A 16809-nucleotide genomic window follows, 5' to 3' on the forward strand; every position below is an offset into this window, starting at 1 on the left:
TCGCCTCTTCGAGGCATATGCGAACGGCTGAAAGCGCTCAACCATGAACGGCATTCGACTCTACAGCAGCAATCGACTGGAAATTTTGGCGGAGGCACTGGCCGACATGCTGACCACGCCGCTTTCTGACCCCTTGGGACAGGAAATCATTGTAGTTCAAAGCAAGGGCATGGAGCGTTGGCTGTCCATGCAGCTTGCCAGGCATCACGGCATTTGCGCCAATTGTCGGTTTCCATTTCCGAACGCGTTTGTCTATGAAGTTTTCAGGAAAACGATTCCCGATCTGCCGGAACGATCGCCCTTCGAACCCATGATCATGACCTGGAAGATCATGAAGCTCCTCCCCACCATGGTCTCGCAGACGAACTTCGAGGTTGTTCACCATTATCTGACAGACGACGCCGGTGGCTTGAAGGGCTTCCAACTGGCAGAACAGGTCGCGAATTTATTTGATCAGTACCTCCTGTTTCGCCCGGAGATGATCCTGGCCTGGCAGCAGGGCCAGGATGAGCATTGGCAGGCCGATCTTTGGAGAGCACTGGCAGAGGGTTGTGAAAACCAGCACCGCGCCGCTCTGGCAAGACATTTTCTGGAACAAATCGAGAATTCGTCTGCAATTCCTGACATGCCTGAGCGGGTTTCCATTTTCGGTATCTCCGCCTTGCCGCGTTTCCACCTGCAGGTGATATCGGCCATAGCCGGCACCACCGAGGTGAGTCTTTTTCTCATGAATCCCTGCCGGCAATACTGGGGGGATATTGCATCCACCCGGCAAATCAGACGCGCGCTGTCGGATCAACTCGTCATGCCTGAGGAGGTCTACCTCGAGCGGGGCAACAGTTTGCTTTCCTCCATGGGACTGCTGGGGCGCGATTTTTGGGATGCCATCAGCGAATTTCAAGTCTTCGAACATGAATTGTTCCAGGAACCTGCAGAAGATCACCTGCTCTCATTGGTCCAGGGGGACATTCTCAATCTGCGGGACAGAGGTGAACAACAGGATGTGAGATTGGTCTCCGGGCATGACACTTCCATTCAAATTCATTGCTGCCACAGCCCCATGCGCGAAGTGGAAGTGCTTTACGACAGGCTCGTCGATATGTTCGACAGCGATCCCGGCCTTGCACCGCGAGACATTCTGGTGATGGTCCCCGACATCGAAGCCTATGCACCCTACATCGAGACTGTTTTCGCAACACCCGCGGATGAGCGCGCAAAAGTACCCTACAGCATAGCCGACCAGAGCATGCGCAGGGAAAGCCATACGATCGATGCATTTCTGGCCATCCTCGAACTCTGGGGAGGACGCTTCAGCGCTTCCCAGGTGATCGATATTCTGCAATCGGAAGCGGTGCGGCGAATGTTTGATCTGGAGGAAGCGGACCTCGAATTGATCCGCAAATGGGTGCGGGAAACCCGCATCAGGTGGGGCATCGATGCCGAGGATCGAAAGACCAAGGATTTGCCCGCATTCGCTGAAAACACTTGGAAGTCCGGCATCGACAGGCTGCTGCTCGGCTATGCCATGCCCATGCAAGATCAGCAGGTTTTTCACGGGATTGTTCCCTACGACAATATCGAGGGAACCGACGCGCTGATCCTGGGGCGCTTTGTGGAATTCCTGGACCGGCTTTTCAAGCGAGTATCCTCTCTCGGCCGGCCGCGCCCCGTCAAGGCCTGGTCGGAAGACCTGAGTGCCCTGCTGGAATCACTTTTTCGCCCTGATGAGTCCGCGCAGGCTGAACTGCAAACCATCCGCGCCACCCTCAAAGAACTCTCAGAAATTGCAGACCAGGCACAATTTCACCAGGAAATTGATCTAAAGGTTGTGAAAAACAGCCTGCGACGGCGGCTTGAACAGGAAGCTTTCGGGTTTGGCTTTATGACCGGCGGGGTCACATTCTGCGCCATGCTGCCCATGCGCAGCATACCCGGCAAAGTGATTTGCCTGCTCGGCATGAACCATGACGCCTATCCCAGACAAGCCAAGTCACTCGGCTTTGATCTCATGGCCAGGCACCCTCTCAAGGGGGACCGCTCGCGCCGCCACGACGACCGCTATCTGTTTCTCGAAGCCATCCTCTCGGCGCGGGAAACGCTATACATCAGTTATGTGGGACAGAGCATACAGGACAATTCGTTGATGCCGCCTTCGGTACTTGTCAGCGAGCTGATCGACTACATCAAGAGCGGGTTCGCCATGCCAGAGGAGGACATTCTCACCAGGTTGATCACACAACACCGGTTGCAGGCCTTCAGCCCGGAATATTTCAGCGATGTCACCAACAAGCTGTTCAGCTACTCCCGGGAAAACTACAAAGCGGCTGAGCAAATGCTCCAATCGCACGAGCCTCCCGTTCCATTCATAAGCAGTGGTTTGACACTACCGGAGGAACAATGGAAGGAAGTCACCTTGCGACAGCTCAGTCAATTTTTTGCCAACCCGGCACGCTATCTATTGAACAACCGCCTTGGCGTTCATCTGCAAAAGGCATCGCCGGCGATGGCCGAATCGGAGCCCTTTGCCATGGATGGACTGGAAGCCTATGCCCTGGCGGAGGAACTGGTGCAGCTTAAGCTGGATGGCTTTGATCCAGGCCGTTTGTTTCCCGTAAAAAAAGCGGCGGGCCTATTGCCCCATGGCACTCCCGGGGAGTGCACCTATACTGCCCTGGCGCACGCTGTGGTCGGCTTTGCCGACAAAACCGAGGTGTATATTCAGGATAAAATCGCGCAACCATTGGTTGTTGAGCTGGAAGCAGCGGGCTTCAGGCTCACCGGCTCCATCGCATCTATCTACGGCGACAGGCTGGTCCATTACCGCTTCGCCAAACTTAAGCCGAAGGATCATCTGCGACTCTGGATCCAACACCTTATTTTCTCGCTGGTCGTTCCGCATGTGACCCAACCGAGCCTGGTTATCGGTCTGTCTTCCACGGGCAAGGATCCTCAATGGACCGCCTTTGAATATACATGGCCCGCGCGGCCGCGTGAAATTCTTGCAGCACTGCTGGAGATTTATTGGCAGGGGCTGGTAAAGCCGGTTCATTTTTTCCCCGATGCGGGCTGGAACTACGCCGAGATGGTGTTGCAGAGGGGAAAATCGCCGGAAGATGGCATCAGGAAAGCTGAGAGCATTTGGCAAGGCAGTGACTACGGCCCCCCGGGTGAATCCAGGGATCCCTACTATGAGCTGTGTTTTCATCATGTAAACCCGATTGATGCAGAATTTGAAAGGCTTGCACGGGTGGTGTGGGAGCCTCTTCTGCACCATCAAAGGGAACCGAACAGATGAGTGTGGAATTCGACCTTCTCAGGGGGCCTCTTGCCGGAGCCAATCTCATCGAAGCCAGTGCCGGTACAGGAAAAACTTACACTCTTGTGGCTCTGTTCCTGAGGCTGATTCTCGAGAAAAACCTGGCTGCCAATCAAATTCTCGTGGTGACCTTTACCGAAGCCGCCACGGCAGAACTGCGGGAGCGGATACGCACTCGCATCAGGGAGGCGGTGCAAGTGTTCTCGGGAAAGCCGAGCGATGATGCTTTTCTGAGCTCACTGGCAGCCGAACAGCGTGACCCGGTCAGGGCGTGCCGGCAGCTGCAGGCGGCGTTGAGGGACTTCGACCAGGCGGCCATATTCACCATCCACGGCTTCTGCCATAGAGTGCTGCACGAAAGTGCCTTTGAGAGTGGCAGTTATTTTGATACCGAGTTGGTTGCAGACCAGCAGCAATTGATCCGACAGGTGGTTGAAGATTTCTGGCGAAAGCATTTCTACCCAACTTCGTCCCTTTTTTTTAACTACGTCGTCAGGAAGAATCTGACTCCGGGGAAACTGGTCTCGTTGCTCGGCAATCGAGTGGGACAGCCATTGCTGCGAGTCATTCCACCGGCGGATATTGTGAATACGACCGACCTGGAAAGAGCATTTCGAGAGAGCTTTGTCCAACTGGCCGCGGAATGGCCGGCGGCGCGCGAGCCGGTTCGTGCTCTGCTGTCTAACTCCGAAGGCCTCAAGCAGGCCCAATACAAAGCGAATAACGTTGCCCAGTGGGTATCGGCGATGGACGCGTATCTGACCTCCGATGGGAATGATCCTCAGCCGTTCCCAGAGATCGAAAAATTCACGACCGGCATGATCCGCCGGGCGACAAAGAAAGGTCATGCACCGCTCGAACACAATTTTTTCGACCTGTGCGAAAGTTTTGTGAGGGTTCAAAACAGGCTCATCGAAGCGTTTGAAAACCGCCTGCTGGGACTCAAATCATTCTTGTTCCGCTTTGCTGCGGAACAACTCGCCGAGCGCAAGCAGGAAGCCAACGTGCTCGCCTTTGACGACCTCCTGTTCAAGCTGCACTCAGCTCTTACTCATGCCGGGGGGGACGAATTGGCCCGTTCCCTCCGAGCAAAATTTCCGGCCGCTCTGATCGATGAGTTTCAGGATACCGATCCCGTCCAATACTCTATTTTCAAGAAGATATTCGATCATGAGGGTGCGACCCTGTTTCTCATCGGCGATCCCAAGCAGGCCATCTATGCATTCCGCGGCGCCGATGTGTTCGCCTACATGGAGGCGGCCAGGAACCTGGAGCAGCGTTTCACCCTCGGCAAGAACTGGCGTTCCGATCCGCGCTTGATAACAGCGGTCAACGCCGTGTTTTCGAGGACCCCGTGCCCCTTTGTCTACGATGAAATCCCCTTCTACCCCGTCGCCCCGGGAAAAGCAGGAAAGCAGGGAGAAACTCTCCAGATCGACACCGAGTCGGAACCCCCTATGCAGCTATGGTTCCTGTCGGGAGATCGTTTCGGCAAGGCGGACAAGCTCATCTCCAAGGCGGAAGCACGACAAGCCATTGCCGACGCGGTGGCATCGGAAATTTCCCGCCTTCTGGTTCTGTCGCGCAACAGCCGGGCAATCATTGCCGGAAAACCTCTCGATGCCGGCCACATTGCTGTTCTCGTTCGCACCAATGCCGAAGCCGGCCTCATGCAGAAGGCCCTGAGCACCCTTGGGATTCCGTCGGTGCTCTACAGTGCCGAAAACATCTTCGATTCATTTGAAGCAAAGGAGATGGAAAAGCTCCTGGCGGCTCTCATTGAACCTGACAACGAGACACTTCTCAGGGCGGCGCTGACCACCGAACTGATGGGGGTGCGCGGTGAACGGTTGGAGCAGATGCAAATATGCGATGAGGCCGAATGGGAAAAGTGGCTGATCCGGTTCCGGAAATACCATGATCTTTGGGCTTCCAGCGGGTTCATGCGGATGTTTCGAAAACTTTTGACGGAACACGGACTACTGGGAGGGTTGATGGCCTTGCCGGGAGGGGAGCGCCGCATAACCAATGTATTGCATCTGGCCGAAGTGCTGCACCAGGCGGCCACGGCAAGAAAACTGAACATGGCCGGCCTGGTGAGATGGTTTGCGGAGCAAATGGATCCCGCCGCATTGCGCCTGGAAGAACACCAGCTTCGGCTGGAGAGCGACGCAAATGCGGTGAAGCTGGTGACCATGCACAAGAGCAAGGGATTGGAATATCCGGTGGTTTTTTGTCCATTCACCTGGAGCGGGTCAAGGATCAAAAACGCCGAGACGCCGCTCATGTTTCATGACCAATGGGAACGGATGGCTTTGACACTGGATCTCGGATCACCCCAGGCGGAAAATCACCGAGCGCTCGCCGAGAAAGAACTGCTGGCGGAAAACGTTCGGCTTCTCTACGTGGCGCTGACTCGCGCCAAGAACCGGTGCATCGTGGCTTGGGGCAAAATGAGAGACGCGGACACGTCGGCTCCGGCCTATATCCTGCACCCACCGGGCTCGATGGAGGAAACCGGTCCGTTGGCGGCGGTCGCGAAGAAATTTCTGGCCATGAGCGAAGCTGATTTGGCCGATGAACTCAAAGATCTGGCCGGTTCTGCCGCGGACGCCATAGCCTTCAGCGCCATGCCGGAACAGCCCGGGGAGAGGTATGATCCGGTTGCGGTTGAAGGAGCGCCCCTGTCGTACCGGGAATTTCACGGCACAATCGATCGAGAATGGCGCATTTCCAGCTTTTCATCCCTCGTATCCGACCAGCCCCGGCGTGCCGACCTGGCGGATCATGATGAATTCAGCACCCCCGAACCAGTTGCCGAGCCGGCCCCGGAACCGTTGCGGCGGGCTGAAGGACGGCTGAATATCTTCACGTTTCCGCGAGGCGCTGCAGCCGGAACACTGCTGCATGCGATATTTGAACAGCTTGACTTCACCAAAACTCATGATTTGTCAGCCGAAGAGCTCATCGCGGAAAAACTGCAGGAGCACGGCTTCGAACAGCAGTGGCGGGGCGTTCTGTCCACGATGGTGCGCCACGTGACCGCGACACCGCTGGATCCGCTTGTGCCTAATCTTGAACTGCGTTTCATAGAGCAGCATGACCGCTTGAATGAATTGGAATTCTACTTTCCCTTGAAGCGATTGACCAACAAACTGTTGCAGAATGTCTTCAGCCGCCATGGGAATTCATCCTGCCCGGCCGATTTCGCCAAACCCGTTGGACGCTTGAATTTTGCACCGGCAAAAGGATTCATGAAGGGATACATCGACCTTGTTTTCCGATTTGACAACCGCTTCTACCTGGTGGACTGGAAGTCCAACTTTCTGGGCGGCAGAATCGAAGACTATGACGGCCCTTCCCTGCATGCCGCCATGCTCAGTGAAATGTACATCCTGCAATACCATATCTATGCTCTGGCGCTGCATAGATATCTCACTTTACGTGTGGCCGGATATGACTACGAAAACCACTTTGGAGGAGTTTACTACATCTTCCTGCGGGGAGTCGACCCCGAACGGGGACCGGCCTACGGGATATACCGGGATCGACCTGCGCTGGAACTGATACAGACTCTCGACGAACAACTGATTGAGCACGCACCATGAACCGTGAACACCTCTATAAACTGCTCGATGGTAACGTTCTATGCCACCTGGACGTGCATTTCGCCAAGCAGATGGAAACACTGAACGGCGCAAGAAATTCCGGGCTGCTCCTTGCCGCCGCCCTGACAAGCGCGGCAACCAGGCAGGGTCACATTTGCCTTGACCTCACTCGGGTTGCGGGAACCGATCTCATGCAGGAGTGTGAAGGCAACGACAGCGTTCTGTGTCCAAACCATGCGCAGTGGCGGGCGATGCTCCAGGGTTCGGCCGTAGTGGGAATTCCGGGAGATTACCGGCCACTGATCCTGGACGACCGGTCGCGACTCTATCTGTACCGCTACTGGAACTACCAGGACAAGTTGGTGCACACGCTGAGAGAACGAATCGACGAACCAATGGACGTATTTCCCCTGGAGAAGGTGAGCAGGACGCTGGATAACCTTTTCCCTGAACAGCAGGGGGATGCTCCGGATTGGCAAAAGATTGCCGCTTTTGTCGCCGTCAGAAAACGCTTTGCGGTCATCTCGGGAGGTCCCGGAACCGGCAAGACCACGACGATCGCAAAGATCCTGGCGTTGCTCCTGGAGCTGCAGACAGACCCCGGACGACTGCACACGGCGCTCGCCGCCCCTACCGGCAAGGCGGCCGCCAGGCTGCAGGAAGCCATCAAGCGTGCAAAGGGCATGTTGCATTGCTCGGAGATTTGCGCGCAATCCATTCCTGAGGAAGCTTCGACCATCCACAGGTTGCTCGGAACGATACCGGGGTCCCCCTATTTCCGTCACCATGCAAAGAACCTGCTGCCGGTGGATGTGGTGGTCGTGGATGAAGCCTCGATGGTCGATCTGGCATTGATGTCCAAGCTGGTTCAGGCGCTTTCGCCCAAGGCGCGACTGATTCTGCTGGGTGACAAGGATCAACTTGCCTCGGTGGAAGCCGGCGCCGTCCTGGGGGATATCTGCGATACGGGACGATTGCATGGATATTCGCGCAGTCTGACCAGACAGATAGAAACGGCTCTCGGCTGCACGCTCGACCCCGATCCGGGGGGCGCAAGCCATAGCCTGGTAGGGGACTGCATCGTGCAGCTGCAAAAGAGCTATCGTTTTGGCAGTGAGAGCAGAATCGCCGCCTTGGGCCGCGCCGTCAATGCAGGGGATGGAGAGTCAGCCATTGCGCTTCTCAAGAGCAGCAAACGCGAGAACGTCCAATGGAACCAACTGCCCTCTCCAAATGCCTTGCCTGATCTTATCAGAAACATTGCCATGCGGAATTTCCGGAGCTATCTCGGCTGTTCAGACCCGATCGAAATCTTCCACCTGTTTGAACATTTGAGAATTTTGTGCGCCGTCAGGGAGGGACCCTTCGGCGTCAGCGGATTGAACCGCCTGGTAGAGAAAATCCTGGCCGAACAAGGATGGATGGAGCCCAGACAAATTTGGTATGCGGGACGGCCCGTTTTGATAAGGAGCAACAACTACCACCTCGGCCTGTTCAATGGAGATGTTGGCATAACTCTGCCCGACCCGGATTTCCAAGGCTCACTGCGGGTCTTCTTCCCCGCTGCGCAAGGTACCTTCAGAAAATTCCATCCGCTGCGCCTGCCCGACCATGAAACAGTCTTTGCCATGACGGTGCACAAGAGTCAGGGTTCCGAATTCAACGAGGTGCTGTTGATCCTGCCCGACAGGGATGTCCCGGTGCTCACCCGCGAGCTCATCTACACCGCCGTCACGCGTGCCAAGGAACGCATCACAATATGGGCCGACGAAGAAGTTTTCAAGAAAGCCGTTGCCCGCCGCATTGAACGCATGTCCGGGCTGCGCGACGCCCTGTGGCAGGATTGACAGTGGTTCCCGGCATGCTAAACATACACCTCGACTAACGGCAAACCATTCCTAACGAGAGAGCTGCACTATGAAACCTTCAGCAAGCGCAACTTCTGCCAAGACAAAACGACTGTACGAACTGGTCACTCCCCTTCGGCAATTCTTTTTTGAGTCACCGTGGGCAAAACGTTTCGGCGATCCCGACATCTGCGACTTCACCATTGGAAACCCGCACGACCTTCCCATGACCGCATTCACCGAGGCCATGCGTCATTGGACTCTACCTCAGGACAAGTACTGGTATTCCTACAAAATGAACGAGGACAAGGCGAGAAACGTGGCCGCCACATCACTGGCGGCCTCCCATGGGTTGCCCTTCAGACCCCGCGATATCTTTCTCACCAACGGCTCCATTGCTGCTCTGGCCGTGGTGTTCGACACCATTCTCAATTCTGGAGATGAGGTCATATTCATCAGTCCGCCCTGGTTCATGTACGAAGCCATGATCGTGAGCGCCGGAGGAACGCCGGTCAAAGTGAGGATTGATGAGAACTCGTTCGACCTGGATCTGCGAGCCATTGCATCGGCCATTACCCCCAGAACCCGTGCGCTTATCGTCAATTCCCCGCACAATCCGACAGGCAAGATCTACCCGCCGCCGACGCTGCGGGAACTGGCAAAAATTCTGGAGTCAGCGACAGCGCAAAATGGCCGAACCGTCTACCTGATTTCCGACGAAGCTTACCGGCGTATCGTTTTTGACCAACGACAATACCTCAGCCCGGCCACCTGTTACCCGCACACTTTTGTAGTGTATACATACGGTAAAGTTCTGCTGGCTCCGGGCCAGAGGATCGGCTATGTAGCACTGCCGCCGCACATGCCCGCAGCTGACCAGATTGGCGATGCCATACAGGCATTGCAGATGATCAAGGGATGGTCTTTTCCAAACGCTTTGATGCAACACGCGCTGACCGACTTGGAGCAAATGAGTGTCGACATGGAACATCTCCAGCGCAAACGCGACCGCCTGGTGGCCGCATTGCGGCAACAGGGCTATGCGGTGCGGACGCCGGAAGCGACCTTCTACATCATAGTCCGCTCACCGTGGGAAGATGACACCCAATTTGTGGAGCTCCTGAACAGTCTCGATATATTCTGCATTCCAGGATCGCTCATGGATTTTTCTGCCCATTTCAGGCTTTCGCTGACGGCAAGCGATGCCATGATCGATCGAGCGTTGCCAAAGTTTGCACAGGCACTGAAAAAATTCGCCGGCGACAAACACTCCTGACGCAACAACGGGGATTCCCGATTTAGTCTTTTGCTTTATTGACGCAATAGAATGCCAGTACGAACAGGAGCGCACCGATTGCAGCAAGCAGAACATAGGAAAACCAACCGGGCATTTGGCCAAAGGAAGCACTTCGCACAGCTGCCGCGGCATGGGTTAGAGGCAGAAACTGGAGTGCTTTTTGCGCCCAATGGGGCATGCGGTCTACCGGGAAAAAGGTACCGCCGAGGAAAGCCATGGGAGTGATGAAAAAATTGGTCAGCAGAGCCTGGTCGGCGTGGGATTTCACCAGCATTGCGAGACACACGGCCAGAGAAGCAAAGACGAAACTGTTTAAGACCACCGCAAGCCAAAAGAACACATTGTAGGAGAGCACAATGCCAAAACACAGGGCCAGTATGATGATGACCGCGACCGACAACAGCGCTCGGGTAATGCCGGCCATAACCTCGCCCGTCACATAGGCAATGTTGCGGATGGGGGCAGCCTGAAATTCTTCGAAAATTCTCCAGTAAAATCGTGCAATATTGATTTCGCTGGCGATGGCAAACGATTGCGTCATGCTGTTCATGGCCACCAGGCCGGGAATGAGAAACTCCAGATAGCTGTGGCCATCGAGCTGCACATCCTTTCCCATACCCAGACCGAAGGCGATCAGATACAATGTGGGACCTACCGACATGGAGGCCACCTGACGGAAAAATTTCTTCTTCAGGATCAACAACTCCCGGTAATAGATGGCAAAACAACCCCTCACGGCACGACTTTCTTTCCAGTCAAGAAAATGAATACATCCTCCAGGTTGACCCTGCGCAAAGAAAAACTGCCTTCCTGCCCCTGAATGTGACGATTCGCTTCCCCGCGGTCTTTGAAATAGGTGGTCTCCATTTCGCCATTGGCGATCTCATCCAGAGCCCATGATCCCAGGTGAGCCATCAGGTTGTGCGGCGTATCGACAGCAATGATTCTTCCCTCATCAAGAAATGCCACACGCTCGGCCAGAAACTCCGCCTCCTCAATGTAGTGAGTCGTCAGGAAAATGGTTGCTCCCGCCTGTTGTATTCTCTTGATCAACGACCAGATGCGCCGCCGAATGCCGGGGTCCAATCCCACTGTGGGTTCATCCAAGAAAAGGATTCTTGGTGAGTGCATCAGGGCCCGAGCGACCATCACCCGTCTTTTCATGCCTCCCGACAACTGCTTGATGGGGCTCGACTTGCGCTCTTGAATTTCCACGTACTCCAACAATTCGTCGATCCGCCGCAACCTCTCTCGGGCCGGCATATGGAACAGCCTGCCATGAATGTCCATGTTTTCAAACACCGTCAATTCATGGTCCAGATTGATGGTTTGCGGGACCAAACCACATTCTTTTTTGACCTTCAAAGTGTCATGTTCTACATGAAATCCATGCAGGTAAGCGTCTCCTGAAGTGGGCCGCGACAGGCCGGTCAGGATCCTGATGGTGGTGGTCTTGCCCGAACCGTTGGGTCCGAGGTAGGCGAACAGTTCCCCCGCCGCCACCTGCAGATCGATCCCCTGCAGAGCCCTTACGGTCTTGTAGTGCTTGGTGAGCTTTTCTATTCGAATCATGGCTGCTGTCAATTATATCGCCTTCAGGATACCGGCTGCCTAATTCCACTCCAATCCGATCCATGATACCAGAAGTTGTGCACTGTGCGAGATAAGCTCCCGGACCGAACCATTAATTATTTATACTAACCGCAAACAGACACCCGAGTACACCGGAAGCGTGAACTTTGTTATGATGCTTTCCGGATGTCAAGGGGTTTACCGTCAGTTCAAAAACGGCATGACTGTGCCATCGGTTTATTGCGTCGGTTTATCAAATTGCACGACGAAAGATGGTCATTCCCGGCAAAAATGGTTATATGTTGACTTTAATGTGGGCTAGACTCTTGATCATCAATGGGGGTTGATGCGGCCAGTCGGGTGGCATCATGAGGCGTGCAACGCTTCTCCCTGCTTTGGCCGTAAGGGATTGATGATGCAAGAATTTTTTATGTAGGCAGCGAGGGATAGAGGGAAGAGTGATGGTTTACGATGTAGGTGTAGATGTCGGTTCGGTAAGCATCAACTGTGTGGTAGTCGATAAAAACCAGCAGATTGTTTACGTGGCTCCTTATCTCCGACACTACGGTCTGGTGTTTGAAGAAACCCATGCACTGCTGAAAAATATTCTGCGACCAACCTTTTTTCCGGGTTCCTGCCAAATTCGCTCAGTGTCATTTACCGGAGTTCAAGGGCAGGTAGTCGCCGAGCTTCTCTCGGCACCGTGGGAAGTGGAAACCATCGCTCAGGTTCTTGGAGTAACCCATGTAGTTCCTGGAGTACGCACCATTATCAGCATCGGCGGCCAGGACGCAGCCCTTTTTCAATTGGCCCATGACGGTGATCAATGGCAGCTGGAAGCTTTCAATATGAACGGTCCCTGCGCCTCTGGAACGGGTTCTTTTATCGACCAGCAGGCAGAGCGCCTCACGCACTCCATTTACGGCAGTGATTTCGACATGGATCAGGAAAAACATCAACGGACCTTGGACGATTTCATCGCTCTTGGCCTGCAAAGCACCTACCCGGCCCCGGTGGCATGCCGCTGCACCGTTTTCACCAAGTCCGATATGATCCACCTGCAGAACAAGGGCGAAACCCTGCCCAACATCATAGCCGGGCTGCACCACGGCAACGCCGCCAATTACATGAGCACCATTGTGGCCAACCGGGATCTTTACGAACCCATCGTTTTCATCGGCGGCATAGCCTCCAACCGTCTGCAGGTACAGGCGTTCCGGCACTATTTTCCGCAGCTCAAGGTCCCCCCTCATCACACTGCTCTGGGGGCCCTCGGGGTGAGCCTGCAAGCTCAGAAGCAGGGCTGGACCAACACAGTCGACCTGGCACGACTGGGCAATCACCATAAGCAATCCCGCTACAGCTTTCCGAAGGCCGAACGACTGGAACTGAAGTTGACCCACTTCGACCCGGACAACTCCCTTTCAGCCTGGACGACTCACAGAAAGAACCCCGTCAAAGCCTACCTGGGCGTCGACATAGGCTCGACTACCACAAAATATGCTCTGATGGACGATGACGGACAGATCCTCAATAAATGTTACGTACCGACCCAGGGAAAACCGATCGAGGTCACGCAGAAGCTCCTGCGCAACCTGTGTGATGAGATGCAAAAGCATGTCCGACTGATGGCCATCGCCACTACCGGCTCCGGGCGCAACGTTGTGGGGGACTTTCTCAAGGCGGATCTGGTGATCGACGAGATCACCGCTCACGCCAGAGGTGCCGTAGCGATTGATCCGCAAGTAGACACAATTTTTGAAATCGGCGGCCAGGATTCCAAGTACATCCGCATTGACAACACCCATCCCCTCGATTTCGACATGAACAAGGTATGTGCAGCGGGAACCGGCAGCTTTCTGCACGAACTGGCAAACAAGCTGAAAATCAACATCGTGGGAGAATTCCAGGAAATCGCGCTTTCCGCCAAAACTCCCATTCATCTGGCGGAACGCTGCACCGTCTTCATGGAGTCCGACCTGGTCAGTTATGCGCAGAAGGGAGCGGAACGCGAGGATTTGATTGCCGGACTGTGTTATGCGATTGTCTACAACTACCTGAACAGAGTCGTTGAGAAACGCTACGTCGGCGAACGCATCATGTTTTTGGGCGGTCCTTCTCTCAATCAGGGGATTGTGGCGGCGTTTGAGAAGGTCACGGGCAAGCCTATTCTGGTGCCCAAACATCGCGAGGTGATGGGTGCTTATGGAGCCGCTCTTGCTGTGCGGGAGCTGCTGCAAAAAGGCGATATAGCGCAACAGGCAAGAGATCTGGAAAAACTCTCTCAGATTCAGGTCAATTACACGGAAACCGTGTGTAAAGCCGACAAGAAGTGCCACAATGAATGCAAGCTGAAAGTGTACAGTTTCGGCGGCCGCAAGAGCGTCTGGGGAGGCGACTGCGGAAGATACGAAGTGAGCCGCTACGACGGGGCACAGCAACCGAATTTCTTTCAGGAACGTCAGCAGCTGTTTCAGGAAGTCCTGGAAGAAAAATGTTTGGTGAGTCTGGAAGCGGCCAAACCCGAGAATACCAGCAAGCCGACCATAGGCGTGCCGCTGGCCCTGCATACGCTCGAATGGGGAATTCTCTGGGGACATCTGTTCGCAGAGCTCGGTTGGCCCGTTCGGTTCAGCCCCAAGACCAATAATCGGCTGGTGTTGAGCGGTCTGGAAAGCATGACCGCTGAAACCTGTTTTCCGGTGAAGGTCTTCCATGGGCATGTGCGCCATCTACTCGAGGAATGCGATTATTTGTTTTTGCCCAACGTCATCAACATGCCCACCCCGACGGCGGAAGAAACCGGGTTTTTCTGCCCTCTGGTGGAGAGTTCGCAGTACATGGTGCGGGCCGCACTGAGAATTCCGGATGACAGGATGATTCGCCCCACCCTGTATTTGAAGGAAGGACAGCGCAGCCTGATTGACTCCATTTATCGGAGTTTCCCTGAGCGCTTGCGCCCCGAGCGGGTAGAGCTCGAAAGGGCCTTTGAGAAGGCCTGGAATCGGCAGGTTGCATTTCGCGCCAGACTCATCCAAAGGGGTAACGAGATTCTGCAACAGACGTCACCGTCGGAACCGCTCTGGATCATCACCGGCCGTCCCTACAATCTTTATGACGAACGGCTCAACCTGCAGCTGGGCAAGCACCTGGCAAAACTTGGAATCAAAGCACTGCCGATGGACTTTCTCTACCTCGATGCCGAAGACCTGAGCGATTACCCGCGCATGTACTGGGGGCTCGGTGCAAAAATTTTACGCACCGCCAAGCGCATCGCTCGAACCCCCAACTGGTACGGGTTGCATTTGACCAATTTCAGCTGCGGGGCGGATTCTTTCATCGAGCATTTCTACCGCCACATATTGGGGGACAAGCCTTCTTTGATTCTTGAACTGGACGAGCATAGCGCGGTCGCAGGCGTTATGACGCGCCTCGAGGCCTACAAGAATGTGGTCAAGAACCTGCAGGAACGCTACATGGCCACCATGGACTACGGGATCGAGGCGTTGGGATAGAGACTCTGGTCGCTGGGCACACTGATCGTTCCCTTTTGTAAAAATCATGTTTGCAAACGTGAGAATTTGTAATAATTACAGGTGGCACACGGCAATAAGGGGTACTGCATGAGTGGGCCGCTGCCGGTTCATGCGGGGCTGGTCTGGGTGGCGAGGGAACATCTGGGGCGGAAGTGCATCGTCATGACGTAAGGCCGGCATTCCCGGACAGGCTGCCCGGCGGGGCAATCGCTTTTGTGAGGATATTCAAAGTATAAATCAAAGCGGGAGACATCAAGAGAGCAGACTAATGCCGTCAATGAGTGATCAACCCACCTTCGACCGATTCATCACCAGTGTAAAGCAATTCGATATTTCAGGCAAAACCCTGCTGCTGCCGGACATGGCGCCATTTGCCGTACGCCTCCTGGCGGCAAGCTTTCGCGCCATTGGTGTGCCCGCAGTGGTTATGGAAACCTACAAGGGACTTTCGCTCGGCAAACAATTCACCTCCGGCAAAGAGTGCTTCCCCTGCCAGGTCACCCTCGGAGACATCCTCTACCATCTGCAAAAAGAGAAAAAACGGTTGGGCGCAGCCTTTTCTCCCGACAACTACGTCTATTTCCTCCCGGAAGCAGACGGCCCGTGCCGCTTTGGCATGTACAACAAGATGCAGCGGCTGATCCTGGACCGATTTGACGGATTCAAGGAAGTCCCCATCGTCTATATCTCAACGAAAAATGCCTATGCCACAGAGACCATCATGCCGCCGGATCGATCCCCCATCTTTCGGCGTTTGAGCTTTGTGAGCATGATCATCGCCGATGTGCTGGACCGCATCGTTTGGCGGGTGCGCCCCTACGAACTGCGAACCGGCATGACCGATTCCTTCATGCAGGAAGGTCTCGCCGCCATGATTGCGACTATCGAAGCAGTGGGCGCCGACCTAAACTTCAACCGGCTCTACCGGGTCCTCGAAGACATTGTGATGACCGCTCGCGGCTTCATCGACCCGTATCAACCACGACGTCCCCGCATCGGATTGGTGGGAGAGATCTATTTGCGTCATCACCCCGATTCCAACCAGGACCTCATACGCAATATCGAGGAGTACGGCGGTGAAGTGGTGGATGCCTCCTGCGGCGAGTGGATCAACTTTGTAGCCTTTGAGAGGGCCAGAAAGCTGCGGCGCAAGTGGCGGGAACATTGGCTGGAAGGGGATTTCAAAGCACTGCGCGCCGCCGCCCGCAAACTGATTTCCCATGAGATCGAAAAACTATACCAGGCCTGGCGCCAGGGCCAGGTATACCGGAGCGCATTACAACATTTGGACATCGCAAGCGACCATAGCATCAGAGCTGTGGAGCGCAGACTGGATCGCAATCGCCTGTTTAACTTCGATATCGGCACCGAGGCGGCTTTGAGCATTGGGGGAGCTTTAGAGTATGCCCATCACGGGTTCAACGGCATAGTCAATGTATTTCCTTTCACCTGCATGCCCAGCACCATCTGTTCGGCGATTCTCAAGCCCTTGCTGCATGAAAAGAAAATACCGTACATCGACACCGCTTACGACGGGACCACCCAACCCAATCGCGAAGCGGCCCTGCGTACTTTCATGTATCAGGCCAAACAGCATCTGGAAGCCAGTCGTGCGCGTAACTGAACAAGGACT

8 protein-coding genes are annotated in these 16809 nt (G+C 54.9%); 6 read left to right on the plus strand and 2 right to left on the minus strand.

The features are described 5' to 3' along the window. Nucleotides 1-43: 43 nt before the first annotated feature. From recC to K1V27_RS02395, 4 genes are all read left to right on the plus strand, one after another. Nucleotides 44-3295, plus strand: coding sequence for an exodeoxyribonuclease V subunit gamma (gene recC / locus K1V27_RS02380; protein WP_258927915.1), 3252 nt, complete (start codon nucleotides 44-46; stop codon nucleotides 3293-3295). Continuing rightward, nucleotides 3292-6924, plus strand: coding sequence for an exodeoxyribonuclease V subunit beta (gene recB, locus K1V27_RS02385; protein ID WP_258927916.1), 3633 nt, complete (start codon nucleotides 3292-3294; stop codon nucleotides 6922-6924). The genes recC and recB overlap by 4 nt, the downstream gene beginning before the upstream one ends. Next, the gene (gene recD, locus K1V27_RS02390; protein WP_258927917.1) at nucleotides 6921-8771 is read left to right on the plus strand and encodes an exodeoxyribonuclease V subunit alpha; all 1851 of its coding nucleotides are present in this window, start codon (nucleotides 6921-6923) and stop codon (nucleotides 8769-8771) included. Before recB ends, recD begins: the two co-directional genes overlap by 4 nt. A gap of 70 nt (nucleotides 8772-8841) precedes the next feature. Then, nucleotides 8842-10047: an aminotransferase class I/II-fold pyridoxal phosphate-dependent enzyme gene (locus K1V27_RS02395; protein ID WP_258927918.1), complete on the plus strand. Its 1206-nt coding sequence runs from the start codon at nucleotides 8842-8844 to the stop codon at nucleotides 10045-10047. A gap of 22 nt (nucleotides 10048-10069) precedes the next feature. Here K1V27_RS02395 and K1V27_RS02400 read toward each other — a convergent pair whose 3' ends face one another. Both K1V27_RS02400 and K1V27_RS02405 read right to left on the minus strand, forming a co-directional pair. Continuing rightward, nucleotides 10070-10804: an ABC transporter permease gene (locus K1V27_RS02400; RefSeq protein WP_258927919.1), complete on the minus strand. Its 735-nt coding sequence runs from the start codon at nucleotides 10802-10804 to the stop codon at nucleotides 10070-10072. Next, entirely contained in the window at nucleotides 10801-11640 is an 840-nt protein-coding gene (locus K1V27_RS02405; RefSeq protein WP_258927920.1) for an ABC transporter ATP-binding protein, read from the minus strand. Before K1V27_RS02405 ends, K1V27_RS02400 begins: the two co-directional genes overlap by 4 nt. 461 nt (nucleotides 11641-12101) lie before the next feature. Between K1V27_RS02405 and K1V27_RS02410 the strand changes: the two genes are divergently transcribed. Further along, nucleotides 12102-15155: an acyl-CoA dehydratase activase gene (locus tag K1V27_RS02410; RefSeq protein ID WP_258927921.1), complete on the plus strand. Its 3054-nt coding sequence runs from the start codon at nucleotides 12102-12104 to the stop codon at nucleotides 15153-15155. Nucleotides 15156-15444: 289 nt separating this feature from the next. After that, nucleotides 15445-16800, plus strand: a complete 1356-nt coding sequence (locus K1V27_RS02415) for a CoA activase (RefSeq protein ID WP_258927922.1) — start codon at nucleotides 15445-15447, stop codon at nucleotides 16798-16800. The last annotated feature ends 9 nt before the right edge of the window (nucleotides 16801-16809 follow it).

It is taken from the genome of Desulfoferrobacter suflitae (assembly GCF_022603395.1).
GTDB classification, from domain to species: Bacteria; Desulfobacterota; Syntrophobacteria; order Syntrophobacterales; family Syntrophobacteraceae; genus Desulfoferrobacter; species Desulfoferrobacter suflitae.